Below are 26,994 nucleotides of genomic sequence, written 5' to 3' on the forward strand. Positions count from 1 at the left end.
TTTAATGGTCGTTATTTTTATGTTATATCGGCTTTAATCGGCTTATAAGCTGTAGTTAGGGGCTTCTTTTGTGATTTGAACATCGTGAGGGTGAGATTCTTTAAGACCTGCACCAGTGATACGAACAAATTGTGCGTTGTCATGTAGTGATTGAATGTTTTCTGCACCAACATAACCCATACCTGAACGGATTCCACCTTCCATTTGGTAGATGATATCTGCAAGAGGTCCTTTGTATGCAACACGACCTTCGATTCCTTCAGGAACTAGCTTGTTAGCTTCGTTTACGCTACCTTGGAAGTAACGATCTGATGAACCATGTGTCATTGAAGCAAGACTTCCCATACCACGGTATGTTTTGAAACGACGGCCTTGGTAAATTTCAAATTCACCAGGTGATTCTTCAGTACCAGCTAACATACTACCTAGCATAACTGCATTTCCACCTGCTGCTAGCGCTTTAATAATGTCACCTGAGTATTTAATACCACCATCGGCAATAATTGTCTTGTTGTATTTTTTAGCAACATTTGCAACATCGTAGATAGCTGTGATTTGAGGAACACCCACACCAGCAACCACACGAGTTGTACAAATTGAACCTGGACCAATACCAACTTTAACAACATCAACACCTGCTTGGTATAAAGCTTCTGTACCTTCAGCTGTTGCAACATTTCCGGCAATTAAAGTTGCTTTAGGGAATTCTTTTCTGATTTCAGCGATTTTACGTAGAACACCAGCAGAATGTCCGTGAGCAGTATCAATGATAATTGCATCAGCACCTGCATCAAGTAACGCTTGTGCGCGTTCGAATGTATCACTTGTAACACCAACAGCTGCAGCAACTAATAAACGACCTTGTGCATCTTTTGCAGCATTTGGAAATTGCTTAACATTTTCGATATCTTTGATTGTAATTAAACCACTTAAACGACCATCTGTATCAATCAATGGTAATTTTTCAATACGGTGATCTTGTAAGATTTTTTCAGCTTCTGTTAAAGATGTCCCTACTGGGGCAGTTACTAAGCCTTCTTTTGTCATGACATTATCGATTTTTTGGTTCATGTCGGTAATAAATCTTAAATCACGGTTAGTTACAATACCTGTTAATTTACGATTTTTATCATTATCAACAATTGGAACACCACTAATACGGTAACGACTCATCAATGCTTCAGCTTCGTTGATTGTACGGTCAGCTGTTAGGAAAAATGGTGCACTGATTACGCCACTTTCAGAACGTTTAACTTGTAAAACGTTGTCAGCTTGCGCTTCAATGCTCATATTTTTGTGAATAACACCTAGTCCACCTTGGCGAGCCATAGCAACAGCCATTTTTGATTCAGTAACTGTGTCCATGCTGGCACTTAAAATTGGGACATTCAGTTTCAAATTATCCGCTAATTGTACAGATAAATCTGCATCATTTGGTAATACGTGACTTTCTCTAGGAATTAATAAAACATCGTCGAAGGTAAGCCCTTCTTTTTTAAATTTTGTGTCCCAATTTGACATTGAATAAAACCTCCATAAAATTATATTACTTTCAAATGTAATAAAAAAAAGCCAACCTGTCAACAGTTGGCCCTTTATTATGAGATAAAAGTCGTTATCTTTATTTTGTTATCATATTTATTTAAAGTCGTAATTACACTTCATCCACTGGTGGATTTTTGGCTTCAGTTGTTTCGTGATCTAAGCCTTTTTTCCCGTTGAATAATAAATTCAAAATAACAGAAGATAAAATCGCAATTACAATACCATTACTCAATAACATTTTGAATGTTTGAGGTAAGGCATTGAAGAAGTGTGGATAAGAAGTTACACCTAATCCTAGTCCTAATGAAACAGCAACAATCAATAAGTTCTTTTCGTTGTTGAAATCAACTAGTTTTAGCATTTTGATTCCTTGAACGGCAACCATACCAAACATCACAAGCATTGCACCACCTAGAACAGGTGATGGAATAATCGTTGCTAGCGCACCAAATTTAGGTAAGAATCCTAACAGAATTAAGAATCCTGCAGCATAGTAAATAGGACGTCTTGTTCTAATTCCTGATAATTGCAACAAGCCAACGTTTTGTGAAAAAGTTGTGTAAGGGAATGTGTTGAATAATCCACCCAAAATAACAGATAATCCTTCAGCACGGTACCCGCGCTTCAAATCATCTTGAGATAGTTTTTGTTTAGTCACATCACTTAAAGCAAAGTAAACCCCTGTTGTTTCAACCATTGTTGTTAATAATACTAAAATCATCGTAATCGTTGAAGACCATTCAAACTTTGGCGCACCAAAGTAGAACAATTGAGGGAAGTGTAGCCAGCTTGCTTCAGCAACTGGTTGTAAAGAAACTTGACCCATAAGACCTGCAAGAACAGTTCCTACTACCAAACCAATCAAAACAGCGATTGATTTGAAGAATCCTTTACCCCAAACATTGATTGCTAAAACAATAGCCACTGTTAAAAATCCAAGTAATAAGTGAGTTGGATTAGCAAAATCTTCAGCAGAGGAATTGCCCCCACCAATGTTTTGGAAAGCAACTGGCATCAATGATAATCCAATCATTGTGATTAATGTTCCGGTAACAATAGGCGGGAATAGTCTTCTGATTTTTGAAAAGACACCTGCAATTAGGAATACAAAAATTCCGGCTAAAATAATGGCCCCGTACATATACTGAATACCGTATTCTGAACCAATCATTTTTAGCGGTTCAACGGCTTGAATCGCACACCCTAAAACAACAGGTAACCCAATCCCAAAGAATCGATTCATTTGAAGTTGTAATAGCGTTGCTAACCCACACATCAAAATATCAATCGACACTAAATAAGTCATTTGTGTTGAGTTAAAGTTTAGAGCTGTACCTACTAATAGTGGTACCAAAATTGATCCTGAGTACATCGCTAATAAATGCTGCAGCCCTAAAAGTGCTGATTTTAAATTATTGTTAAATTTGTGAGAATCCATTCTCTTAATCCTCCTCTACAAATTTAACTTCGCCATTTTCAAATGCAGCAATACGTGCTAATGATTCAACATGAATACCTTCATCATCTAGCATTTGACGACCTTTTTGGAATGATTTTTCAATGACAATCCCAACACCACCAAGTGAGGCATTAGCTTGTTCTAAAATTTCAAGCATCCCTTTAACAGCTTGACCATTAGCCAAGAAGTCATCGATTAGTAAAACATTGTCATCTTCACTTAAGAATTTTTGTGAAATTGCAATTTCGTTAGATGTTTGTTTTGTAAACGAGTAAACAGTTGCTGAATATAAGTGATCTTTTAGAGTTAGTGATTTATGTTTTCTAGCGAAAACCACTGGCACACCAAATTCATAACCAGCCATCAATGCAGGTGCAATTCCTGATGATTCAACTGTCAAAATTTTGGTGATGTTGTTATCTTTGAATAAACGGTAAAATTCTTTACCCATTTCTTTCATTAGTTCTGGATCTATTTGTTGGTTTAAAAAGCTATCAACTTTTAGTACTTCTTCCCCTAAAAGTTGGCCATCTTTTTTAATTCTTTCTTCAAGCAATTTCAAAACTCTCGTCCTACCTTCAATAAAAATTTTTCACAATAATCTTAACACGTTCTGAACATTTTTGCTATTTTTTAGCTAATCAATCGTAATTATACAAACTATAGGCCTCAATAACTGACACGATTTTATCTGCATACTCTGGATCAGTAGCGTAGCCACTCTTTTGTAATGCCAAAGACGCCTCTTTATAATTTTTTGATTTCAAAACACTATCGTACTGCTTACTATTCCAGGTTGTCCCATACAACAGTAATTTCTGGTGAGCTTTGATGGCTTCTTTATCCGAACTGTAGACCTGAAAATCTAAATTATAGGTTTTATATTCACCATTCACATATTCTTGAGTAGGTAATGTCACTTTGTTTTGAGATTGGCTACCCGCTTTGACACCAAATAGATTGTGATAGTTCTGCGCCAATTCGCTTCTACCATAGTTACTTTCTAATGCTGCTTGAGCAATAACGAAACTGTTCAAAATTGTAGTATTTTGATTAACTTCAACGACGTCTTTTGCGATACGGTCAATAAAGTCTTGCTTAACCTGTGCAGAATGATTTGTATAATCATTTAGATAGGCACATCCTGTTAGTATACTTAATGACAAAATAAGTCCGATTAATCTGATAAACTTTTTCATAACATATTCTCCTTGTAGTTAATTAACGCCACGAAAAAGAGATAAAAAAAAAGCCCCGTCAGGGCTTTTTCTTAGCTATTAAAGTTTGTTAACGTTAACTGCTTGTGGTCCACGGTCACTTTCTTCGATATCGAAAGAAACTGATTGACCATCTTCTAAAGTTTTGTAACCTTCACTTTGGATAGCTGAGAAGTGAACGAATACGTCACTACCATCTTCACGAGTTACGAAACCGTAACCTTTTTCTGGGTTAAACCATTTTACTGTTCCATTTTCCATAATAAGAACTTCCTCCTGAAATGTAATAATGTATTTAATGCTTGGTACTGGTAGAAGAAAGTCTTACTAAAAACAATCGAACCTAATTACCACTCAAAAACTACACCTATTATACTAACATGATGACCCCGATAAGACAAGGTGATTTTACTTAATTGAGCCGAAAGCTTTACTCAATGCGCGACCCACAACTGACGTCACAATCATTGATACACCGGCTTCTGTTAAGGCATTCACACCAAGAACCGCAATCAATATCAAGAACAACGACTGGCTGCCTTGAGTATTACCTAAGTACTGTGTTAAGGCTTCAGGATTGTTCATAAATACAAGCGCTGCAATTGCGATTACACCTAAGGTATTAATCAAAGCACCTAGTAATCCAGCCACACCGTATGAGATAAATTGGTTAGCTTTGAATTTATTAAATAACACAACAGCATAACCACTAACTAGTCCAGCTAGAACTCGTGGCACGATTGCAATGAACGGATTTTGGAAAAGTAATAAACTAACAGGACTTCCAGGTTGTGTGTAAGCCATGATAAAGGCAACAATTCCCCAAATCAGACCAATAATGGCACCCATTCTAGGTCCTAAAACAGCTCCTGCAATTGAAACCGTTAAGACCACTGTTGTAATAGCTGGTAACCCTGGAATAACTGTAATATACCCAAACTGTGGTACATAAGATTGAATCAAAATCAAAGCTGTAAAAACAGCAATTAAGGTTAAACTTAGTACGTCGTTTTTCTTCATTTTTTAAGTATAACTATCCTTTTCATTATTTAAAAAGCACCTCGACCAACCGAATCCAGTCAATCGCGATGCTTTTCATGATGCGGGCGAGAAGACTCGAACTTCCACGACCATAATTGGTCACAAGATCCTTAATCTTGCGCGTCTGCCATTCCGCCACGCCCGCTTACCAAAAAAGTATATCAGAATACTTTTTTTTAGGCAATATTATTTATTATTGACGTCCCATACGACGTTGAACAAATTTCACAGCTTCCACAATGATAATCATTGCAAATCCAGCAGCAAACACAACAGCCCATTGAACTAGGTCTAGTGGTGTTACGTGGAATAATTGGTTAAATCCAGGTACAAAGATTGTAATAGCTAACATTACAAATGAAACTAAGATACCTAAGTTCAACATTTTATTTGCAAATGGATTAGATTGTGCAAGTGATTGATGAACAGATTTAACGTTAAAGGCGTGGAACAACTGAATTAATCCAAGTGTCACATAAGCCATTGTTAACGCATCTGCATGTAACATATCGTAGTCGTTTACGTGTGGGCCAATATGAAGACCAATCAAGTAAACACCTAATGTTAACGCACCTTCTAGAATACCTTGATAGAAGATAGCTGTTGAAACACCACCAGAGAAGAAAGTAGATTTACGTCCACGAGGTTTTTGTTTCATCACACCAGGTTCACTAGGTTCAACACCCAAAGCAATCGCTGGGAATGTGTCGGTTACTAAGTTAATCCACAATAATTGAACAGGTTTTAGAATATCCCATCCTAAAATTGTCATAAAGAATAAGGTCAATACTTCCCCTAAGTTAGCTGAAAGTAAGTATTGAATTGATTTTTGAATATTTGAGAAAACTTTACGTCCTTCACGAACAGCATGAACGATCGTTGCAAAGTTATCATCAGCAAGAACCATATCACTAGCACCTTTTGATACTTCAGTACCTGTGATACCCATACCAATACCGATATCAGCCGTTTTTAGTGATGGTGCATCATTAACACCGTCACCAGTCATCGCAACAACTTTACCACGACTTTGCCATGCTTTAACGATACGAACTTTATGTTCAGGTGATACACGCGCATAAACAGAGAATTCTGGTACACGTTCTTTAAACTCTTCAGGTGTCATTTCATCTAGTTGCGCACCTGTAATAACACGGCTATCATCACCTGGTGTAATAATACCTAGACGACCAGCAATCGCTTCAGCTGTATCTTGGTGATCACCTGTAATCATGATTGGTGTAATACCAGCATCTTTAGCTTCTGCAATCGCTTGTTTAGCTTCTGGTCTTTCAGGGTCAATCATACCCACTAGACCAGCAAATACTAAGTCATTTTCAACCGTTTCAGTTGAAGGGTCATTTGGAATTTGGTCAACTGTCTTATAAGCCATAGCCAACACACGAAGTGCTTGCTTAGCCATTGATGTATTTGTTGCTAGAATTTCTTGTTTTTGTTCTTCAGTAATGTCGGTTACTTTACCGTTTAATTGAATCTTAGTTACACGTTTTAATAATTCATCTGGTGCACCTTTAACGGCCACAAAGTAAGGGTTGCCTTCAACTTTGTGAATTGTTGACATCAATTTACGGTCAGAATCAAAAGGTACTTCTTCAACACGAGGTTCAGCTTTTAACACAGAGTTGATATTAAATTTATGATTTAATCCAAATTGAACTAAAGCTGTTTCAGTTGGATCACCAATTAACTCTGATTCGCCACCGATTTTAGTATCGTTAGCCATGTTCATAACACGTAACATTGAGTTATTAGCATCAATTTTGTCTTCAGCGCTGTGCACTTGACCATCGTAATAAACTTTTTCAACAGTCATTTGGTTCATCGTTAAAGTACCTGTCTTATCTGAAGCAATAATGTCAGTACTTCCTAATGTTTCAACAGCTGGCAATTTACGTACTAAAGCATTACGTTTTGCCATCTTTTGAGTTCCTAAAGCTAAGATAATGGTTACAATAGCTGGCAATCCTTCTGGAATAGCCGCAACAGCAAGTGAAATAGCTGTTAAGAACATGTTAGTTGCAACTGTTTGTAGTGGTAATCCTTCATGGTTAGTGAAAAGACCAATTACAAAAATTAAAGCCGCAATAATTAAAATCAAGAAAGTTAACACTTTACCTAATGAGTTTAGGTTTTCTTGAAGTGGTGTTGTTGTTTCGTCAGTATCATTCAACATACCGGCAATACGTCCAACTTCTGTTTGCATCCCAATAGCTGTTACAACACCAAGTCCACGACCTGAAGTTACGTTACTATTCATAAAACCTAAGTTAATACGATCACCAATTGGCACATCTTTGTCTTCTAGTTCCTTGTCGTTTTTATCAACTGGAACAGATTCACCAGTTAAGGCAGATTCTTCAATTTGAAGTGAGGCTGTTGATAGCCAACGAATATCTGCTGGCACAACATCTCCGGCTTCAACCGAAACAATATCTCCTACAACCACTTGATCACTTGGAACTGAAACCATTTTTCCATCGCGATAAACGTTTGCATTCGGCGTTGACATTTCTTTCAACGCTTCAATTGCTTCTTCAGCTTTTGATTCTTGGAATACACCTAGAACGGCATTGATTAGCACAACAGCTAAGATGATAATAGCATCGGCCCACTCTTGTGCAACCAAACCTGAAACAACAGCTGCAACAAGTAAAACAACAATCATAAAGTCCTTGAATTGATCAAAGAACTTTTGAAGCATTGATTTGCTTTGTTTAGATTGAAGTGTGTTTAACCCATCTTTTTCTAAACGAGCTTTTGCTTCGGCACTAGATAGCCCTTCTTTTGAGGTGTTAAGCTGCTTTTCAACTTCAGAAGCGCTTAGTGCGTAAATTCGTTTTGAATTTTCCATAATAACCCTCCGTTTTTTACTCTTAGGAACCCTAACTGAAAAAGAAAAGACTTATGCGCGAATAATCACGCATAAGTCTCACCATTCAAGATAAGTCCAGAAACAATGGTTTCAGGTTGATGAACTTACCACAGAATACTTCTGCCAGTTACTCCCTTATGTCATTAATATTATAGCGTTAATTTAAAGGTTCTGACAAGCATTATCTATTAAAATATTGTCCTACTTCCAAAAGTCATCAAAAATACTAATTGGCATATGACGCTTATGTTCAGTTTTGGCATACCAATTTTCGATGATTTCGGCATCGTGGTCACTAACTGACTTACCTTCTAAATAATCATCAATGGCATCATAAGTTACGCCTAAAGCCACTTCATCAGCAAGTGCTGGGCGGTCTTCTTCAAGATCTGCCGTAGGTTCTTTTAGGTATAAGTGTTCTGGTGCACCTAAAAATGTTAAAAGCGCTTTTCCTTGACGTTTGTTTAATCTAAAAATTGGTGTGATATCAGCTGCACCATCACCGTATTTGGTGTAAAAACCCGTGATATTTTCAGCAGAATGATCCGTTCCAACAACTGCACCTTGGTTTTGACCTGCAATGGCATATTGCGTTGTCATTCTAACACGCGCCTTAATGTTACCTTTATTAAAATCAGAGATTTCGGTTTGGTTAGCTTCAACCGCCTTAACCAATGCATCAACACTTTCTTTAATGTCAACACGATAAACTTGATCTGCTTTCATGAATTCAATAGCATCCATAGCATCTTGTTCGTCAGCTTGCGTACCATAAGGTAATCTCACTGCAATGAATTGATAGGCGTCATCGCCCGTTTCTTCACGCATTTCATCAATTGCCATTTGGGTTAACTTTCCAGTTAGCGTTGAATCTTGGCCACCTGAAATTCCTAATACATAGGTTTTTAAAAAAGGATGTGCTTTGAGATAATCCTTCAAAAAGTCAATCGATTTTCTAACTTCTTCTTCCACATTAATCGTTGGTTTAACTTGTTCAAATGCTACAATCTCACGTTGTTTTTCTCTCATTTTATTTCATCGCCTTTGAATTATTTTCTTCACGTAATTGATTAATCAAGTTCATTTTATGATCATACAATTTTTTAGACAAGTCAACTGGATACTCTTGTGGATTCAAGTCTCGTTTGTATTCTTCCCACAAAGCATCCAATGATTTTTTGGCATAATCACGTATAGCCTCAATATTAGGCTGATTATAAACTAACTGTCCTTGTTCATAAATCGGTTGTAGTAAAGGACGTGCTTTGAAATCTTCAACAACTTTATTGATGTAAGTATATTTTGGATGGAACATGTAAAGTGATTCAAAGTCTCTTGGATTTTCGTCATAAACGCTCACCCAGTCTCCTTCTGACTTTTCATGTTCAAGATTATTGGTGATTCGCCATACCTGTTTTTTACCAGGTGTGCTTACTTTTTCAGCATTACTTGATAATTTTAATGTATCATGCATGTTACCGTTTTCGTCTTCAATTGATACAATCTTATAAACTGCGCCTAGTGCTGGTTGATCAAATGCCGTAATCAATTTTGTTCCAACACCCCACGCATCGATTTTGGCACCTTGCATTTTCAAGTTTAAAATTGTTTTTTCATCTAGGTCATTTGAAGCAAATATCTTGGCGTCGTAAAAGCCAGCTTCGTCTAACTGTTGGCGAACTTTTTTAGAGATATAAGCCATGTCCCCTGAATCAATTCGAACACCTTGGAAGTTGATTTTGTCTCCCATTTCTTTAGCCACGCGAATCGCACTTGGTACACCACTTCTCAATGTGTTATAAGTATCAACTAGAAAAACACAATTATGATGTGTTTTTGCATATGCCATAAAGGCTTCATAATCATTTTGATAAGTTTGTACTAGTGCGTGCGCATGTGTCCCGCTAACTGGAATATCAAATAACTTGCCCGCGCGCACATTACTTGTTGCGTCAAAACCTGCGATATAGGCAGCACGTGCTCCCCAAATTGCGGCATCTGCTTCCTGTGCACGACGTGTCCCAAATTCAAGTACGATATCGTCTTTAGCTGCAGATTTTATTCTGGAAGCTTTTGTCGCAACTAGCGTTTGAAAATTCACAAAATTCAAAATAGCAGTTTCAATTAACTGACAGTGTGCAAGCGGTCCTTCAACTTGAAGTAACGGTTCATTGTTGAACACAATTTCACCTTCGACAACTGAATTAACGGAACACTTAAACTGAAAATGTCTCAAGTAGTCAATAAAATCTTCATCGTAGTTTTCGTTTTGTTTCAAAAATTCTAAATCAGATTCATCAAATGTCAACTGCTCAAGATAAGAAACAATGTGTTCTAATCCTGCAAATACCGCATATCCACTATCAAAAGGCATACTTCTGAAATAGCATTCGAAAACCGCATTTTTTTCGTGTAAGCCCATTTTGAAGTAAGTGTACATCATATTAATTTGATATAAATCTGTGTGTAAAGTCAATGAATCGTTTTTGCTTACAAAAGCCATACTTGCTTCTCCTTATTTAAACAAACGTGTGTAGAATTCTGCACGTTTTTTTGTTGTGGCGTGTAATTTCATCCATTTAACTAGTTTGCGTTTCCAACTCTTTTGTCCTTCCATCCAAGTACCTGTGAAAACATGAATTGTTTTTGAAGCACGGCTTGGATTACACAAAACATAATCAGGATAAACGTGGATACCTTCTTTAAGAATTTGTTCTTGGTTGTTTGGACGACAATGATATTTATCAATCAAAATATCTGAAACACTCACTGTGTTAACACCTGCCATTTGATCACTGGAATCAAAATCAAAATCCAAGTTGTCATAATAATCTAGCATATCTTTAATTAAAGGATGATGTTTTTCGGCACCAAAAGCAGCTGTAAATGGATAATCAGGATTTTCAAATCCAACGAAAGCAGCGTTTTGACGTAAATCATTTAAATCATCCAGAACTAAAACATCCGTGTCTAAGTAAATCCCACCGTATTTGTAGATAACACTTGCTCGAATATAGTCACTCACAAAGGCCCACTTTTTAGCTTCATAAGCTTGCTTTAAGTAACGATTTTGATTAATGTCAAAATTATCTTCGTTCCATTCGATAATTTCATAATCGCTCAAATGTTTTTTCCAAGTTTGTAAACACTTTTGAATATCTTTTGGTTTTTCGTTTCCACCGACCCAAACGTAATGGATTTTTTTCGGTATCATAAAATGACCTCAATTCTAACATATTCTTTAATCATCAAGAATTCTAACAGACGTTGAACATCCGATAAATCTGTTGACTTAATCTGAACACAACCAAAGCCCGCTTTCATTTCTTCGAACAATTGGTAGTACAAGTCATGCAATTCATTTTGGTGTAATTGCTTATTAAATTCTCGAATATCAGAACCATCATAAACTTTAAAATCTTCTGGTATGTGTAACTTAATACAACGGTCATTGGCCGCTTCAAAGAATCCTTGTATTGCTTGATATAACTCTGTCGGTTCTTTTAACCTCAAGGCAATCGCTTGTCTTGTAATAGGTGCTACTTTTTCAGTTTTTGTTTTAGAACGTAAAACAATTGGATAGTACAAGGCATTTAGTCCTAATTTATTAACAATTCTAAATAGTTGTCTTTGAATACTGAATAACGGAATAGAGCTAAAGGCTAAAATGTTGGTTAGTGTACGCAATTCACCATTCAACACATTTTCTTGTCCATCACTGCTATCTAAATAATTGTCACCATGAACTTGATACTTCAATGTATAGTAGTTAGCATTTCCTAGATTCAAACGCTCGTTCGTTAAAGAACGCCAAGCACAAGTATTATTAACAATATAAGACTCGTAACTTGTCCTGAAAAAGGCTTCTCTTCTGAAGAAGATAAAATCAACATACGGGTTTCGACCCAAACCAAGTGCCGTTTTGGCACTAGTTAAATATCCTGGATAAAAACTCTTAGTTCGATGTTTTTTAATTTTATTAGTTGTCGTATTTTCCTCAACGATATTGGCAAAAAGGCCATCATAATCTGTCTCATTGAGCTCAGAAACAACGTGAGTTAAAACACGATTATCATAAAATCGATCATCAGAATGTAAAATATAAATGATATCCCCTGTAATAAACGGAACCGCACGATTGATAGCGTTTAACTGATCACCGTTTTCATTTTTGATATATTTAATCTTCAATCCTTGGTGATAATCACTAAAGTGTTCAACAACTTCTTGAGTATTATCAACTGATCCATCATCAGAAATAATTACTTGTACATTTTGATAGTCCTGTGAAGCAATTGATTCAAGCATACCTTCAATCATATCAGCACGATTGTAAGTTGGCACGATAATTGAAATTTGTGGTTCTTCTTCTTTTTTCAATTGACGACTTAAATCTTTCAACCAGTAACCTAAAATAAATGCCAAAATTAATGTATCAATTAAGAAATCTAAAATATTGCCACTATAAAGCGAAATAAAGAAAATCATTCCTAATCCAAATGTAATTGACGCATTCTTCAAGTTAAACAGACGGTTAAAGTGTCTTAAAATTCGCAAACCACCAAAAATAACTAAGAAAACTAATGGTAAGACAAATACAAGTAATCCTAAAATTCCGATAGTGTAATATTGGGCTAAGAAATCACGTTCTAGCACATAAATGTTACTCATACGAGAATAAGTAATCCCAAACCAGTTATCTAAACTCTTGTTATTAGTTGATTTAACACGTTGCAACATTAATTGTTCCATTTGTCGATTATCATAATAACCTGTTCGATTATGATTCATGACACCAATCCAAAAATCAGGGTCTTGATCATAAGGTAATGAGTGTGTAATCAATTGTGGAATAATTGAATATAAGGGATATTTTTCACTAATAAAGTTTAATTTGATTTTTTGCTTTTCTTCAGGCGTTTGTGCCTCGTTCATTGCTCGTTCATAGGCTTCAAAACTCAAATCTTTGATTGAGCGCATTGATTCACGATTAATCACTTGTTGACCATCCATTGATTCTCTCGAACTAGAAGGCGAAAATGGCATAATCGCAACAACTGCAATTAATGACAAGCTTAAAAACGCAAAGTTGAGTTTGCTAAATTGCATTTTGTTTTGGATTAAACTTGTAAACAAGTATAAAACGAACATCCCTGCTAAAACGATAATCAAACTGTAAATAGCAGATTTAGTTCCAATCATAACTGATGCTAGGAAGTATAATCCAAATGACAAGCCATTTTTAGCATTTCGCTTGGTTAGTAGGAAATAAATAACAATGGGCCCGATTAAAGCTAGAACGCCTGATATCGCGTTAGCAAAGTTGAACCAACCACGAGTGGCTGCATAGTAATAATCCATATTTGGATTATTAAACCAATCAAAAATACTGTGCGTGATGGTAACATCTGAATAAGAAGAAATTCCTAATTTAAATAAATTTGAAAAGACTATTGATCCAGAAATCAAGAAGTTCAGTATGACAATGATTTTTTCAAATTTATAATCAGATAGCTTGATTTTATAGGCAATAACAACCATTAAAATCGGCAGCAATAATCGAATCAAATAAAAAATTTCTGATGTGACAGAATAGCCAAAACTTGTTGGCGATACAGAACTGAATTTTGTTGCATTATACAGGTGAGCTGCCGTGTAAACTAAAACAATCAATCCATATCCCACTAAAAATAAACGCTCTTTGTTTTTCATTAACATTATAAACGTTGCTAAAAATAGCACACCAATTCCGATAATTCTAATCACTGTTGGTATTGCAAATGGCAATACATTAAGCAAAGGCGGTTGATAAAAGTATTTAATATCCAAGAATGGTTGAATGGATAAAAAAGCAATAAATAAACCTAAAAGCCAGTTCTTTTTATAAGTCATTTTTACACCCTTCTAATTGCTGATGGTAAATTTTCATAATTGAGTTGAATTGATTTTCAATCGAAAAGTTCGTTGATAGATAATCGCGTTCTCGTTGAGCAATTGATGACAACGTTTGATTCAAGTATGTTTGATAAACTTTTTTGAGTTTGCTTGTAATCATTTCAACGCTACCAACATCTGCTACAAACCCATGTTCTTCGTTTGGTATCATCACTTGATAATCGCCAACTTTTGTCATTAATAACGCAACATTAGCGTCTGAAGCCTCTAATATCACTAACGGAAAACTTTCTGAATAAGAAGTTAACACTGCTAAATCTGTTGTTTGATAAAGTTGATTAATTTGTGATTGCTTCAAATAGCCATGGAACTCGACCTGATTAGATAGCTGATGTTCATTGACATATTGTTTAAGCTCATCTTCTAATGGACCATCACCGACTAAATGTAATTTTAAATTGGGGATGTTGGCATCTTTGATTGCTTGCAACAATAGTTTATGACCTTTTATCGGCACTAATCGCGCAACATTGATAATATTAAAACCGTCATGTGCCACCTTAGGTAGTGGATTTTGAGTAAATGCAATTCCGTTATAAATGGTCGATACTTTTTGAGGATTTAACTTAATGTCTTTAATCAGTTGATTTTTGAATCTATCGGTTACTGCTAAAACGCCATCTGCCTTTTTTAGTGAACGACAATTTAACTTAGTAAACACTTTACCAATAGCACCATGAGATTCAAAGTCCTTTAAAGGATCACTATGAACAGTCACGACCCACTTTGCAGAAATTTGACGATGTATCATGCTCAAAAACAAGTTGGCACGCGCACCATGCGTATGCACAATATCATATTGACCCTCATTAATGTAATTCTTGAGGTCTTTTAGGATGCTCAATTGATATCTTGATGACTTTGAAAACGTTTCAGTTTTAATACCTGCTTCTCTAGCTGCTTGCGCTACAGGACCTTCAGCTAGTGTTAATAGTGTAAAAGGGGCATTTTTTGATTTAGCTTCTTTTAGAAGCTGAATAATGTGGTAAAGTCCACCGCCGTTTTCAAGCCCCGCGTTAACGTGAAGTATTTTCATGACTTTTTACCTGCTTCTTAACTGCTTTAAGGAATTTTGGAATAATAAATAATCTTTTGAATCGACTTGGATTTTTAACGGCACGATAAAGCCATTCTAGATGTAATGTTTGGAATAATTTTGGTGCGCGTTTAACTTGACCTGAAAACACATCAAAACTACCACCAACTCCCATCATAACAGCAGGAAGTTCTAATTTTTTAAGTAAGTTTAATAGCTGTTCTTGTTTTGGAAATCCTAAAGCCGCAAAAACAAAATCAGGTTTTGCTTGATCAATTTCTTTAGCCACGATTTCAATCGGTTCTTCAAAGTAACCATCTTTCAATCCAACTATTTTGATATGAGGATATTCCAGTTGAACTTTTTTGTTAACCGCTGTAATCACTTCTGGCTTTGCACCTACTAAGTAGACACGATACTCTTTACGGTTGGCTTGCTTCATAAAAAACTCAAACAAGTCATAGCCTGTCACACGTTCTTTTAGTGGTGTTTGCAATGTGTTAGCTGCTTTTATGATACCAATTCCATCAGGCGTTACAAAATCAGCTTCATTAATCATCTGCAACAATTTTTGATCTTCGCGGGCTTTCATCACAATTTCTGGGTTAGCAGTCACGATAAAGGTTGACTTTTTTTCGGAAAATTGAGCTAAAATCTTTTGTTTGAATTCTTCTTCTGAATAGTTATCAAACTGAACTCCTAATACATCTACTTTTGACATGTTATGACTCTCTTCTTTTTAGAATTTTTTCAATAAGAAACTTAAAATCATTAGCGATTTCAAATTTCATCAATATAAAGATGACCAAGTACACTGCCGATACAATTAATGACTTAATCGTCATATTGAGATAAGGCTGTGATACAAAGTTGGGTAATAAACTACCGACGACGAACGTAACAGCTGCTAAAATCGCAAATTTGGGAAAATCTTTGAACACGTATTTAGCATCGTAAGCATCACGAACAATGTAAATTCTGAGTAAACAGACAACAAATTCAACCGTCAATAAGCTGATCATTGCACCAACTGCACCATAGGGTTTATCTAAAATCAGGTTCAACACCAAACTCAATACAGCACCTATGATGACAGGAATAGCGTAATCTTTATCACGTCTATTTGCTAACGCAAACTGATTTGAAAAGACTTCCCCTATTGGTAAAAAGACAATTCGAAGCGTTGCAAAATACGATATCATCGTCATTGGTTCAAATTGAGCACTAAAGAAGACTGGCACGAATTCTTTGGTGTTAATCATCACGATAATCGTAAAAATGATTGCTAAGAATGTCGTGATTTCAAGCGACTTTTTCAAAAAGACACGTTGTGATTCTTTAGAGGCACTTGCCATTTTGGGCATCATGACAATCGTGATAGAAGTAATTACTCCCAACAAAATAGTCGAAATTCTTTGAGAATAATCATAATAACCAACCTGGGTAGCTGAACCATTTAAAAAGTTAAGAATTGGTTTATCTAATGAATTATAAATTTGTGTTGCTGCTTGTGGAATAATCAAAGTAAGCACAGCAATAATGACACTTCTAAACTGATAAAATCGTTTTACAGGTCGATCAACATATCGCTTGATTGATAGCCAAAAAACAAAGCTTCCTAACATCGTTGTAACCGACATAATCAGCATATAAATCCATAAATCCTGCTGCGATTTCACAAAAAGAAAAATCAAAACAACAGAGGATAACTTAACTGCTGTATTTCGTAAAACTACTTTCCCAAACTCTTCTAGCCCTTGATAGAACCACGAAATGTCAAACATTGCGGAAATTAAAAATGGAATCTGTAGATAGAAATAAAATTGATATTCTACTTTAAAAATAGTAACTGCTAGCAGTGTTAAAATAATAACCGCGATACTAGATAGTGCTTGGACGTACCACAATCCCCAAAAAGCTTCTGTTAATTTTGGTCGATCGTTTTTGGCCCTTATTTTAGCTACTGCACGCGTTCCAATTTGACTCATTGCAATGGCACAAAACACCATTAGAAATTGAATCGTAAAGTTAACAGAACTATATACACCATTTTGTGTTGGACCTAGTGTCCGTGATAAATAAGGCACCGTTATCATTGGTATTAAAACTAAAAATACTTGATATACGGCGTTGTAAAATATATTAACTAATGTTTTTTTCAAAATAATCCCTCATTCGAGTATACTAACGTTTATTATACCAAAAATAGCCTGCTTTTTTCATCGTTCAAAGTAAAATTCGAAACGTTCTGCAACATATTGCGAACGGACATATTCAAAAGGTCGATAATCCTCTAATCGTGTGATTTGACGCAGTAATACTAAAGGGTCTCCCTTTTTAATGTCTAACATTTTTGCAATTTGTTCATTAGCAATTGTAGCCCCAATCGTCTGCTCAACATGATTTAATTCGAATTTGTTTTTATGCTTAACTGCATGGTATAAGGATGTTGTAATTTCTGATTTATGTAAGTCTCCAATTAAGTTTTCAGGAATAGAGGCGACTTCAAAACTAATTGGAATGCCGTCTGCAAATCGAATTCGTTCCATTCTAAGAACGTTTTGGTTCACATTGAGCTGTAGCTTTTCTTTTTCACTTAATGAAGGTTTAGTTAATCGGTAAGTAACTGTTTGACTTGATGGCTTTTTGCCTTGTTTTTTCATCATATCTGTAAAAGACGTAATCCCCGTCATTTTTTCTTGAACTTTTTGACTTGAGACATAAGTTCCAGATCCTGGACGGCGCTCTAATATTCCTTCTTCAGCCAATGTTGAAATTGCTTGCCGTAAAGTCATTCTGCTGACACCAAACGTTTCTGATAGTTTTCGCTCAGATGGCAAACGCTGGCCTAACTGCCACTGCCCCGTTTCAATTTTTTGCTTAATATCATTATGTATTTGAATGTATATTGGATCTTGCATTTTCTTCATCCTCCTAAGTAGTTTAACAGCTCACTCCACAAATCCTAGATAAACAAAAAACGCCCGGAAATCAATCCGGACGTTTTCTAGTATTGGGTTAGCTGGATTCGAACCAGCGCATGACGGAGTCAAAGTCCGTTGCCTTACCGCTTGGCTATAACCCAGTAAATGGAGGAGAGTGGATTCGAACCACCGAACCAATAATGGGGCGGATTTACAGTCCGCTGCGTTTAGCCACTTCGCTACTCCTCCGTAGCACTACATTTATTATGATAACGAATCTATAAATAAAAATCAATGATAAATTCATGAAAAATAGTTATCAATGCCGGTTGCAGGATTTGAACCTGTGACCCTCGGTTTACGATACCGATGCTCTACCAGCTGAGCTAAACCGGCATAACAAATTAATGTTATCAAAAAATAATTCTAAATACAATAAAAAAAGTCATAAACAAAATATTTATGACCTTTAATTATGGAGGATACAGGGATCGAACCTGTGACCCCCTGCTTGTAAGGCAGATGCTCTCCCAGCTGAGCTAATCCTCCAAATGACTAGCGTGGCAACGTCTTATCCTCGCAGGTAGTTACCCACCAACTACTTTTAGCGCTAAGAAGCTTAACTTCTGTGTTCGGCATGAGAACAGGTGTAGCCTTCTTGCTATCGCCACCACACTAAATCTATTAAAAATATTTTGCCAAAAAAATACATGAGCACCACGGATGATACTCACGTGTTTCAATTAGCTCCGGTTGTCAGACTCGAACTGACGACAGCTTGATTAACAGTCAAGTGCTCTACCAACTGAGCTAAACCGGAATAAAAAAAAGCGTGGCAACGTCCTATCCTCGCAGGTAGTCACCCACCAACTACTTTCGGCGTTAAGAAGCTTAACTTCTGTGTTCGGCATGAGAACAGGTGTAACCTTCTTGCTATCGCCACCACACTTTTATTTACCTTGAGTGCTGAACACTCAAAACTGAATATGATTTATTTTCCAAAAGCCTACCGCTTAACTTGGTTAAGTCCTCGACTGATTAGTACTAATCCGCTCCATATATCGCTATACTTCCACTCTTAGCCTATCGACCTCATCATCTCTGAGGTGTCTTACTTCCTTAAAGGAATGGGAAATCTCATCTTGAGGGGGGCTTCGCACTTAGATGCTTTCAGCGCTTATCCCGTCCATACATAGCTACCCAGCGATGCCCTTGGCAGAACAACTGGTACACCAGCGGTATGTCCATCCCGGTCCTCTCGTACTAAGGACAGCTCCTCTCAAATTTCCAACGCCCGCGACGGATAGGGACCGAACTGTCTCACGACGTTCTGAACCCAGCTCGCGTGCCGCTTTAATGGGCGAACAGCCCAACCCTTGGGACCGACTACAGCCCCAGGATGCGACGAGCCGACATCGAGGTGCCAAACCTCCCCGTCGATGTGAACTCTTGGGGGAGATAAGCCTGTTATCCCCAGGGTAGCTTTTATCCGTTGAGTGATGGCCCTTCCATACGGTACCACCAGATCACTAAGCCCGACTTTCGTCCCTGCTCGACTTGTAAGTCTCGCAGTCAAGCTCCCTTATACCTTTACACTCTGCGAATGATTTCCAACCATTCTGAGGGAACCTTTGGGCGCCTCCGTTACACTTTAGGAGGCGACCGCCCCAGTCAAACTGCCCACCTGACACTGTCCTCTACCAAGATAATTGGCAAAAGTTAGAGGATTCATAAAACAAGGGTAGTATCCCAACAATGTCTCCATGAAAACTAGCGTTCTCACTTCATCGACTCCTACCTATCCTGTACATGTTTCACAAATACTCAATATCAAGCTACAGTAAAGCTCCATGGGGTCTTTCCGTCCTGTCGCGGGTAACCAGCATCTTCACTGGTAATATAATTTCACCGAGTCTCTCGTTGAGACAGTGCCCAAATCATTGCGCCTTTCGTGCGGGTCGGAACTTACCCGACAAGGAATTTCGCTACCTTAGGACCGTTATAGTTACGGCCGCCGTTTACTGGGGCTTCAATTCAAACCTTCGCTTACGCTAAGCTCTCCTCTTAACCTTCCAGCACCGGGCAGGCGTCAGCCCCTATACGTCATCTTTCGATTTAGCAGAGACCTGTGTTTTTGATAAACAGTTGTTTGGGCCTATTCACTGCGGCTGATTTAAAATCAGCACCCCTTCTCCCGAAGTTACGGGGTCATTTTGCCGAGTTCCTTAACGAGAGTTCGCTCGCTCACCTTAGGATTCTCTCCTCGACTACCTGTGTCGGTTTGCGGTACGGGCACAATACATCTAACTAGAAGCTTTTCTCGGCAGTGTGACATCAACGACTTCGCTACTATAATTTCGCTCCCCATCACAACTCATCCGTATAATTATAAGCATTTGACTCATAATAAAACTTGTTGCTTGGACGTGCTCTTCCATTCGCACATTCGTTTAGCCTGCTGCGTCCCTCCATTGTTCAAACAATGCATTATAGTACAGGAATATCAACCTGTTTTCCATCGATTACGCCTTTCGGCCTCATCTTAGGTCCCGACTAACCCTGGGAGGACGAGCCTTCCCCAGGAAACCTTAGTCTTTCGGCGGATAGGATTCTCACCTATCTTTCGCTACTCATACCGGCATTCTCACTTCTAAGCGCTCCAGCAGTCCTTACGATCTACCTTCTTCGCCCTTAGAACGCTCTCCTACCACGTGTTATAAATAACACATCCACAGTTTCGGTATTATGCTTAGCCCCGGTACATTTTCGGCGCAGCGTCACTCGACTAGTGAGCTATTACGCACTCTTTAAATGAATGGCTGCTTCTAAGCCAACATCCTAGTTGTCTACGCAATGCCACATCCTTTTCCACTTAGCATAAATTTTGGGACCTTAACTGGTGATCTGGGCTGTTTCCCTTTCGACTACGGATCTTATCACTCATAGTCTGACTCCTGGATATAGATCAATGGCATTCGGAGTTTATCTGAATTCAGTAACCCTTGACGGGCCCCTAGTCCAAACAGTGCTCTACCTCCACGATCCTTTACTCCAAGGCTAGCCCTAAAGCTATTTCGGAGAGAACCAGCTATCTCCAAGTTCGTTTGGAATTTCACCGCTATCCACACCTCATCCCCGCACTTTTCAACGTACGTGGGTTCGGTCCTCCAATGCATTTTACTGCATCTTCAACCTGGACATGGATAGGTCACTTGGTTTCGGGTCTACATCATGATACTTATTCGCCCTATTCAGACTCGCTTTCGCTTCGGCTCCGTCTCTTCAACTTAACCTTGCATCATAACGTAACTCGCCGGTTCATTCTACAAAAGGCACGCCATCACCCATTAACGGGCTTTGACTACTTGTAGGCACATGGTTTCAGGATCTATTTCACTCCCCTCCCGGGGTGCTTTTCACCTTTCCCTCACGGTACTGGTTCGCTATCGGTCACTAGGGAGTATTTAGCCTTGGGAGATGGTCCTCCCGGATTCCGACTGGATTTCTCGTGTCCAGCCGTACTCAGGATACTACTTTGGTATAAACAAGATTTCAAATACAGGGCTGTCACCTTCTTTGGCTGAGCTTCCCAACTCATTCTTCTATCTTATTTAAGTCCGTTATTGTAGTCCTACAACCCCAAGAAGCAAGCTTCTTGGTTTGGGCTCTTTCCGTTTCGCTCGCCGCTACTCAGGAAATCGATTTTTCTTTCTCTTCCTGCAGGTACTGAGATGTTTCAGTTCCCCGCGTCTTCCTCCTGCATGCTATGTATTCACATACAGATACTAAGATTACTCTTAGTGGGTTCCCCCATTCGGATATCTCTGGATCAAAGCTTACTTACAACTCCCCAAAGCATTTCGGTGTTTGTCCCGTCCTTCATCGGCTCCTAGTGCCAAGGCATCCACCATGCGCCCTTTATCACTTAACCTGTGATTTCTCTTTAATTTACTCTTAAAAACGCGGTGTTTGATTATCTTTTCGATAACCTCGGCTTTTGGTTCTTAAATCATATTCAGTTTTCAATGTTCAACGATTGAGAGTGAACCTCTCAAAACTAAACAAAGTTTCAAATGTGTGTTTCCGTATATCCTTAGAAAGGAGGTGATCCAGCCGCAGGTTCTCCTACGGCTACCTTGTTACGACTTCACCCTAATCATTTGTCCCACCTTAGACGGTTGGCTCCAAAAGGTTACCTCACCGGCTTCGGGTGTTACAAACTCTCATGGTGTGACGGGCGGTGTGTACAAGGCCCGGGAACGTATTCACCGCAGCATGCTGATCTGCGATTACTAGCGATTCCAGCTTCATGCAGGCGAGTTGCAGCCTGCAATCCGAACTGAGGATGGTTTTAGGAGATTAGCTAAACCTCGCGGTATCGCTGCTCGTTGTACCATCCATTGTAGCACGTGTGTAGCCCAGGTCATAAGGGGCATGATGATTTGACGTCATCCCCACCTTCCTCCGGTTTGTCACCGGCAGTCTCACTAGAGTGCCCAACTTAATGCTGGCAACTAGTAATAAGGGTTGCGCTCGTTGCGGGACTTAACCCAACATCTCACGACACGAGCTGACGACAACCATGCACCACCTGTCATTTTGTCCCCGAAGGGAAAACCTAATCTCTTAGGTGGTCAAAAGATGTCAAGACCTGGTAAGGTTCTTCGCGTTGCATCGAATTAAACCACATGCTCCACCGCTTGTGCGGGCCCCCGTCAATTCCTTTGAGTTTCAACCTTGCGGTCGTACTCCCCAGGCGGAGTGCTTAATGCGTTAGCTGCAGCACTGAAGGGCGGAAACCCTCCAACACTTAGCACTCATCGTTTACGGCGTGGACTACCAGGGTATCTAATCCTGTTTGCTACCCACGCTTTCGAGCCTCAGCGTCAGTTACAGACCAGAGAGTCGCCTTCGCCACTGGTGTTCTTCCATATATCTACGCATTTCACCGCTACACATGGAGTTCCACTCTCCTCTTCTGCACTCAAGCTAATCAGTTTCTAATGCACTTCTCCGGTTAAGCCGAAGGCTTTCACATCAGACTTAATTAGCCGCCTGCGCTCGCTTTACGCCCAATAAATCCGGACAACGCTTGCCACCTACGTATTACCGCGGCTGCTGGCACGTAGTTAGCCGTGGCTTTCTGGTTAGTTACCGTCAAATAATAAACAGTTACTCTTACTATCTTTCTTCTCTAACAACAGAGTTTTACGAGCCGAAACCCTTCTTCACTCACGCGGCGTTGCTCCATCAGACTTTCGTCCATTGTGGAAGATTCCCTACTGCTGCCTCCCGTAGGAGTTTGGGCCGTGTCTCAGTCCCAATGTGGCCGATCACCCTCTCAGGTCGGCTACGTATCATCGCCTTGGTAAGCCATTACCTTACCAACTAGCTAATACGCCGCAGGTCCATCCTAAAGTGATAGCCGAAACCATCTTTTAAATAAGAAACATTCGATTCTTATTGTTATGCGGTATTAGCATCTGTTTCCAAATGTTATCCCCCGCTTTAGGGTAGGTTACCCACGTGTTACTCACCCGTCCGCCACTCGTTTGGATTCTTAGTCAAGTAGTGCAAGCACTACCATCATAAGAGCAAACTCGTTCGACTTGCATGTATTAGGCACGCCGCCAGCGTTCGTCCTGAGCCAGGATCAAACTCTCATTTTAGATTGTTTGACTTGCTCTTTTTAAAACTTACTAGCGAATTGACTTCGCTCATTGCTTGGGGTTAATTACCCCCACACATTTATGCGAAACTTTGTTCAGTTTTCAAAGGTCTACTTTGTTTAACAACTTCTCTATTATATCAAAGCTGATAACCAGTGTCAAGAATTTTTTAAATTATTTTTTTCTTATAAAAGAATAATTTGTTTGTTCAACTTGACGACTTAATTAATATACCATGTTCTCTTTTGCTTTGCAACTCTTTTTTGAAATCTTTTTGATTTCGTTTGAGCTGCTTAGCTGTCGCTTTTCAACGACAAAGACTATAATAGCATTTATTAAGTTTTGTTGCAACACTTTTTTGAAATCTTTTTGATTTCTTTATTTTGTGTTGCGCCGTTATTTAACGACAAAAACTATATTAGCACGCCAGTTATACCAAGTCAACACATTTCTTATATTTCCATAAAAAAAGAAGCCCGTAGGCTTCTTTTACATTATTTAATAACTTCTACACCATTCATATAAGGAACTAACACCTTAGGAACGGTAATACTACCATCTTCATTTTGATAGTTTTCTAAAATAGCTGCAACAGTACGACCTACAGCTAGCCCTGATCCATTCAAGGTGTGAACATATTGAATCTTACCTTCTTCATCACGGTAGCGAATTTGTGCACGACGTGCTTGGAAGTCAGTACAATTTGAACAACTTGAAATTTCACGATAAGTGTTTTGTGCAGGCATCCACACTTCTAAGTCGTAAGTCTTAGCTGAAGTGAAACTTGCATCCCCTGTTGATAGTGCAACAACATGATAAGGTAATTCAAGTTTTTGTAATAGACTTTCAGCATCTTTAGTTAGCTTTTCAAGTTCATTCCATGACTCTTCAGGCTTAGCAAATTTAACCATTTCTACCTTATTAAATTGATGCAAACGAATTAAACCACGTGTATCACGTCCAGCACTTCCAGCTTCTGATCTAAATGCTGGTGTTAGGGCTGTAAAGTATGTTGGTAATTGGTCATCACTCAAAATTTCGTGTGAGTAGTAGTTAACTAGAGGCACTTCTGCAGTTGGAATTAATGTTAGTGGACGTTCCCCATCTATAATAGTATAAACATCTTCAGTAAATTTAGGGAATTGTCCTGTCCCTGTCATCGCTTCGTTGTTTGCCAAGTATGGTGGAATTACTTCTTCATAACCTTCTTTTGCATGTTCATCTAAGAAGAAGTTATAAATAGCTCTTTCAAGTCTAGCACCTAATCCTTTGTAATATAGGAAACGACTTTCTGCAACTTTTGCACCACGTTCAAAATCTAAAATACCTAAGTCTTCACCTAATTCATAATGTGCTTTAGGTTCATAGTTGAATTCTGTTGGTTCGTGCCACTTACGTAGTTCAACATTATCATCTTCACTTTCACCAACTGGAACAGATTCTTCTGGGAAGTTAGGCAAACGTAATAAGATATCGGTTGTTTCTTCTGATAATTGGTTAAGTTGTTCATCCAATGCTTTGATTTCTTGTCCAACTTGTTTCATATCAGCAATTTCTTGCGTTGCATCTTCTTTTTGACGTTTCTTTTGTGCAATTTGTTCAGATACTTGGTTTCTTTGTTTTTTCAATTCTTCACTTTTTACAATCATTTGACGACGGTTTTCATCTAATTGTAGTAAGTGATCAATTTGTTCTGCCTTAATACCACGTGTACCTAAACGTTCTTTAGCCCATTCAGGGTTTTGACGAATTCTTTTAATATCTAACATCTTCAACAACTCCTAATTTTTTGTATAAAAAAAAGACCGCGTCCATCAAAGGGACGAATCGGTCAATTCGCGGTGCCACCCAAATTTAGCTAAAAGCTACACTCATTAGTGACAATAACGCTGTCTTGCGTATGGCATTACCCATCCACCTTACGAAATCGGAAAAAGACACCATTTACTTTCAGCAACTTGTAAACTCTCTGTACTCGGTCTAAAAATTTCGACGTGTTTTAATCATTTGTTAATTTTATTATATTAAAAAAGAAAATCAAATTCAACTATTATCTACTGAACCCAAAAATTCTGATTGTGTTAAGCGATAGTAATTCTCCACCGACTCAAACAAATCACTTATAAATGAGCTTAACTGTGCATAATCAAGTTGATACATATAATTAAACCCGACTTTCTCAAGTAAATGCTGACAAGCTTCATTTTCGATGTAACAAGCTGCCCATACTTCGAGTTGGTTGAGTTCTTTGAATAGGTAGTTAAGCATTCGAGACAGAACTTCAGTCATGATACCTTGACCCCAATAGCGCTGATCAACTAAAAAGCCGACTTCTTTCGTTCTATCTAAGCCAGATGTTTCCTCAACGCCTCGCTCATTCACTTCAAAAACGCCAATTACTTCGTGCGTTTGTTTGGATTCTATAGCAAACGTGAGTGAACTCTTCCTATAAGTTTTACACAAGTTAACAGCATCTTGTCTGGTTTTAACTTCCGGATATCCTGCTCTTTTTTTGTAGATAGGGTTTTGCCCCCACTTATACAAGACTTCGCTGTCTTCTAGTTCAAATCCTCTTAAAATTGTTTGTTTTGTTTCTAAAATCACGCGATTTCTAGCCTCCAAACAGTTGCATAATCCACTTGATTACTTGGTCTAGTGCCAAACTATAAACCAAAATCGTCCATGGCTTCAAGAAAATAATAACCATCAAAAACTTTTTGAATGACATTTTAGTTAACCCAGCAATCAAACAGAGCAAATCATCTGGTGCCACCGGGAACAAAATAGCCAAAGCAAAGAACCAATCAAAAGCCTTTTGACTCTTAACTTTTCCTATATATTTATTATACGTTTTTTCAGAAACTATCTTCAAGATAAATTCTTTACCATAATAACGGGCTAAAAAGAAATTGATAACAGAACCAATTCCAATCCCAATATAGTTATACCAAAATCCCCAAAATGGGCCAAAGAATACAACACCTACAACTAGTGTTATCCCCCCAGGGATAACAGGAAACACAACTTGAATAATTTGAATTAAGATAAAAATAAACGGACCCGTAACTTGTTTGTCCGATAAATAAGCTTGCATAGCTTCTTGAGAGTTAAAAATCCCAAGGGAATACCAGTACCAACCTAGCCCTATAAAAATAATGATAGAGATAATTGTCCCGATATTAATTAGTCTTCTGGATGTTTTTGCAGACATAAAAATCCCCCTTACTAAGTATAAGGATAACATGTTGTTATCTT

18 protein-coding genes, 6 tRNA genes and 4 rRNA genes are annotated in these 26,994 nt (G+C 38.1%); all 28 read right to left on the reverse strand.

From position 1 onward, the window contains the following. Positions 1–42: 42 nt before the first annotated feature. Positions 43–1,521, reverse strand: a complete 1,479-nt coding sequence (gene guaB, locus JNUCC80_RS04610) for an IMP dehydrogenase (protein ID WP_454152726.1) — start codon at positions 1,519–1,521, stop codon at positions 43–45. A gap of 133 nt (positions 1,522–1,654) precedes the next feature. Continuing rightward, complete coding sequence (locus JNUCC80_RS04615; protein WP_454144099.1) at positions 1,655–2,983, reverse strand: nucleobase:cation symporter-2 family protein; 1,329 nt, start codon at positions 2,981–2,983, stop codon at positions 1,655–1,657. A gap of 4 nt (positions 2,984–2,987) precedes the next feature. Beyond that, the gene (locus tag JNUCC80_RS04620) at positions 2,988–3,566 is read right to left on the reverse strand and encodes a xanthine phosphoribosyltransferase (protein ID WP_454144097.1); all 579 of its coding nucleotides are present in this window, start codon (positions 3,564–3,566) and stop codon (positions 2,988–2,990) included. Between the two features lie 79 nt (positions 3,567–3,645). Beyond that, on the reverse strand, positions 3,646–4,203 hold the full coding sequence (locus JNUCC80_RS04625; protein ID WP_454152727.1) for a glycoside hydrolase family 73 protein: 558 nt from the start codon (positions 4,201–4,203) through the stop codon (positions 3,646–3,648). 78 nt (positions 4,204–4,281) lie between these two features. Next, positions 4,282–4,482, reverse strand: a complete 201-nt coding sequence (locus tag JNUCC80_RS04630) for a cold-shock protein (RefSeq protein WP_056974321.1) — start codon at positions 4,480–4,482, stop codon at positions 4,282–4,284. Positions 4,483–4,629: 147 nt separating this feature from the next. Next, positions 4,630–5,241 carry an ECF transporter S component gene (locus JNUCC80_RS04635; RefSeq protein ID WP_454152729.1) on the reverse strand — a complete coding sequence of 204 codons (612 nt, stop codon included), beginning with the start codon at positions 5,239–5,241 and terminating at the stop codon, positions 4,630–4,632. An 81-nt stretch (positions 5,242–5,322) separates the two neighbouring features. Then, positions 5,323–5,407: transfer RNA gene (locus JNUCC80_RS04640), tRNA-Leu, on the reverse strand. Positions 5,408–5,455: 48 nt separating this feature from the next. Then, positions 5,456–8,134: a calcium-translocating P-type ATPase, PMCA-type gene (locus tag JNUCC80_RS04645; protein ID WP_454144090.1), complete on the reverse strand. Its 2,679-nt coding sequence runs from the start codon at positions 8,132–8,134 to the stop codon at positions 5,456–5,458. 222 nt (positions 8,135–8,356) lie between these two features. Next, positions 8,357–9,184, reverse strand: a complete 828-nt coding sequence (gene nadE / locus JNUCC80_RS04650; RefSeq protein ID WP_454152730.1) for an ammonia-dependent NAD(+) synthetase — start codon at positions 9,182–9,184, stop codon at positions 8,357–8,359. Position 9,185: 1 nt separating this feature from the next. Beyond that, entirely contained in the window at positions 9,186–10,658 is a 1,473-nt protein-coding gene (locus tag JNUCC80_RS04655; protein WP_454152731.1) for a nicotinate phosphoribosyltransferase, read from the reverse strand. A gap of 12 nt (positions 10,659–10,670) precedes the next feature. Continuing rightward, positions 10,671–11,369, reverse strand: a complete 699-nt coding sequence (locus JNUCC80_RS04660) for a glycosyltransferase family 32 protein (RefSeq protein ID WP_454152732.1) — start codon at positions 11,367–11,369, stop codon at positions 10,671–10,673. After that, entirely contained in the window at positions 11,366–14,047 is a 2,682-nt protein-coding gene (locus tag JNUCC80_RS04665; protein WP_454152733.1) for an O-antigen ligase family protein, read from the reverse strand. The genes JNUCC80_RS04660 and JNUCC80_RS04665 overlap by 4 nt, the downstream gene beginning before the upstream one ends. Further along, on the reverse strand, positions 14,037–15,146 hold the full coding sequence (locus tag JNUCC80_RS04670) for a glycosyltransferase family 4 protein (protein ID WP_454152734.1): 1,110 nt from the start codon (positions 15,144–15,146) through the stop codon (positions 14,037–14,039). The genes JNUCC80_RS04665 and JNUCC80_RS04670 overlap by 11 nt, the downstream gene beginning before the upstream one ends. Beyond that, entirely contained in the window at positions 15,127–15,867 is a 741-nt protein-coding gene (locus JNUCC80_RS04675) for a WecB/TagA/CpsF family glycosyltransferase (protein ID WP_454152735.1), read from the reverse strand. Before JNUCC80_RS04675 ends, JNUCC80_RS04670 begins: the two co-directional genes overlap by 20 nt. 1 nt (position 15,868) lies before the next feature. Further along, positions 15,869–17,308, reverse strand: coding sequence for an oligosaccharide flippase family protein (locus JNUCC80_RS04680; protein ID WP_454152736.1), 1,440 nt, complete (start codon positions 17,306–17,308; stop codon positions 15,869–15,871). 57 nt (positions 17,309–17,365) lie between these two features. Then, positions 17,366–18,067, reverse strand: coding sequence for a GntR family transcriptional regulator (locus JNUCC80_RS04685; protein WP_454144074.1), 702 nt, complete (start codon positions 18,065–18,067; stop codon positions 17,366–17,368). A gap of 92 nt (positions 18,068–18,159) precedes the next feature. Then, a tRNA-Gln gene (locus JNUCC80_RS04690) sits at positions 18,160–18,231 on the reverse strand. A 5-nt stretch (positions 18,232–18,236) separates the two neighbouring features. Next, positions 18,237–18,319, reverse strand: a tRNA-Tyr gene (locus JNUCC80_RS04695). A gap of 74 nt (positions 18,320–18,393) precedes the next feature. Beyond that, positions 18,394–18,466: transfer RNA gene (locus JNUCC80_RS04700), tRNA-Thr, on the reverse strand. Between the two features lie 80 nt (positions 18,467–18,546). Next, positions 18,547–18,619, reverse strand: a tRNA-Val gene (locus tag JNUCC80_RS04705). A 9-nt stretch (positions 18,620–18,628) separates the two neighbouring features. After that, positions 18,629–18,745: ribosomal RNA gene (gene rrf, locus JNUCC80_RS04710) — 5S ribosomal RNA — on the reverse strand. 72 nt (positions 18,746–18,817) lie between these two features. Further along, positions 18,818–18,890, reverse strand: a tRNA-Asn gene (locus JNUCC80_RS04715). A 10-nt stretch (positions 18,891–18,900) separates the two neighbouring features. Then, a 5S ribosomal RNA gene (gene rrf / locus JNUCC80_RS04720) occupies positions 18,901–19,017 on the reverse strand. Between the two features lie 71 nt (positions 19,018–19,088). Further along, a 23S ribosomal RNA gene (locus JNUCC80_RS04725) occupies positions 19,089–22,001 on the reverse strand. Positions 22,002–22,167: 166 nt separating this feature from the next. Further along, positions 22,168–23,739 (reverse strand): 16S ribosomal RNA (locus JNUCC80_RS04730). Together the 16S, 23S and 5S rRNA genes with 5 tRNA genes alongside form the textbook arrangement of a ribosomal RNA operon. A 494-nt stretch (positions 23,740–24,233) precedes the next feature. Then, the gene (gene serS, locus JNUCC80_RS04735) at positions 24,234–25,508 is read right to left on the reverse strand and encodes a serine--tRNA ligase (RefSeq protein WP_454144072.1); all 1,275 of its coding nucleotides are present in this window, start codon (positions 25,506–25,508) and stop codon (positions 24,234–24,236) included. Positions 25,509–25,782: 274 nt separating this feature from the next. After that, the gene (locus tag JNUCC80_RS04740; RefSeq protein WP_454152737.1) at positions 25,783–26,343 is read right to left on the reverse strand and encodes a GNAT family N-acetyltransferase; all 561 of its coding nucleotides are present in this window, start codon (positions 26,341–26,343) and stop codon (positions 25,783–25,785) included. A 7-nt stretch (positions 26,344–26,350) separates the two neighbouring features. Then, positions 26,351–26,950: a TVP38/TMEM64 family protein gene (locus JNUCC80_RS04745; RefSeq protein ID WP_454152738.1), complete on the reverse strand. Its 600-nt coding sequence runs from the start codon at positions 26,948–26,950 to the stop codon at positions 26,351–26,353. Between the last annotated feature and the right edge of the window lie 44 nt (positions 26,951–26,994).

The sequence above is a fragment of the Holzapfeliella sp. JNUCC 80 genome, assembly GCF_053667655.1.

Excerpts from the sequence above, each read along its gene's own strand:
- guaB (WP_454152726.1), bottom strand. The coding sequence starts at position 1,521 with ATGTCAAATTGGGACACAAAATTTAAAAAAGAAGGGCTTACCTTCGAC.
- JNUCC80_RS04615 (WP_454144099.1), bottom strand. The coding sequence starts at position 2,983 with ATGGATTCTCACAAATTTAACAATAATTTAAAATCAGCACTTTTAGGG.
- JNUCC80_RS04625 (WP_454152727.1), bottom strand. The coding sequence starts at position 4,203 with ATGAAAAAGTTTATCAGATTAATCGGACTTATTTTGTCATTAAGTATA.
- JNUCC80_RS04630 (WP_056974321.1), bottom strand. The coding sequence starts at position 4,482 with ATGGAAAATGGAACAGTAAAATGGTTTAACCCAGAAAAAGGTTACGGT.
- JNUCC80_RS04635 (WP_454152729.1), bottom strand. The coding sequence starts at position 5,241 with ATGAAGAAAAACGACGTACTAAGTTTAACCTTAATTGCTGTTTTTACA.
- JNUCC80_RS04645 (WP_454144090.1), bottom strand. The coding sequence starts at position 8,134 with ATGGAAAATTCAAAACGAATTTACGCACTAAGCGCTTCTGAAGTTGAA.
- nadE (WP_454152730.1), bottom strand. The coding sequence starts at position 9,184 with ATGAGAGAAAAACAACGTGAGATTGTAGCATTTGAACAAGTTAAACCA.
- JNUCC80_RS04655 (WP_454152731.1), bottom strand. The coding sequence starts at position 10,658 with ATGGCTTTTGTAAGCAAAAACGATTCATTGACTTTACACACAGATTTA.
- JNUCC80_RS04660 (WP_454152732.1), bottom strand. The coding sequence starts at position 11,369 with ATGATACCGAAAAAAATCCATTACGTTTGGGTCGGTGGAAACGAAAAA.
- JNUCC80_RS04665 (WP_454152733.1), bottom strand. The coding sequence starts at position 14,047 with ATGACTTATAAAAAGAACTGGCTTTTAGGTTTATTTATTGCTTTTTTA.
- JNUCC80_RS04670 (WP_454152734.1), bottom strand. The coding sequence starts at position 15,146 with ATGAAAATACTTCACGTTAACGCGGGGCTTGAAAACGGCGGTGGACTT.
- JNUCC80_RS04675 (WP_454152735.1), bottom strand. The coding sequence starts at position 15,867 with ATGTCAAAAGTAGATGTATTAGGAGTTCAGTTTGATAACTATTCAGAA.
- JNUCC80_RS04685 (WP_454144074.1), bottom strand. The coding sequence starts at position 18,067 with ATGCAAGATCCAATATACATTCAAATACATAATGATATTAAGCAAAAA.
- serS (WP_454144072.1), bottom strand. The coding sequence starts at position 25,508 with ATGTTAGATATTAAAAGAATTCGTCAAAACCCTGAATGGGCTAAAGAA.
- JNUCC80_RS04745 (WP_454152738.1), bottom strand. The coding sequence starts at position 26,950 with ATGTCTGCAAAAACATCCAGAAGACTAATTAATATCGGGACAATTATC.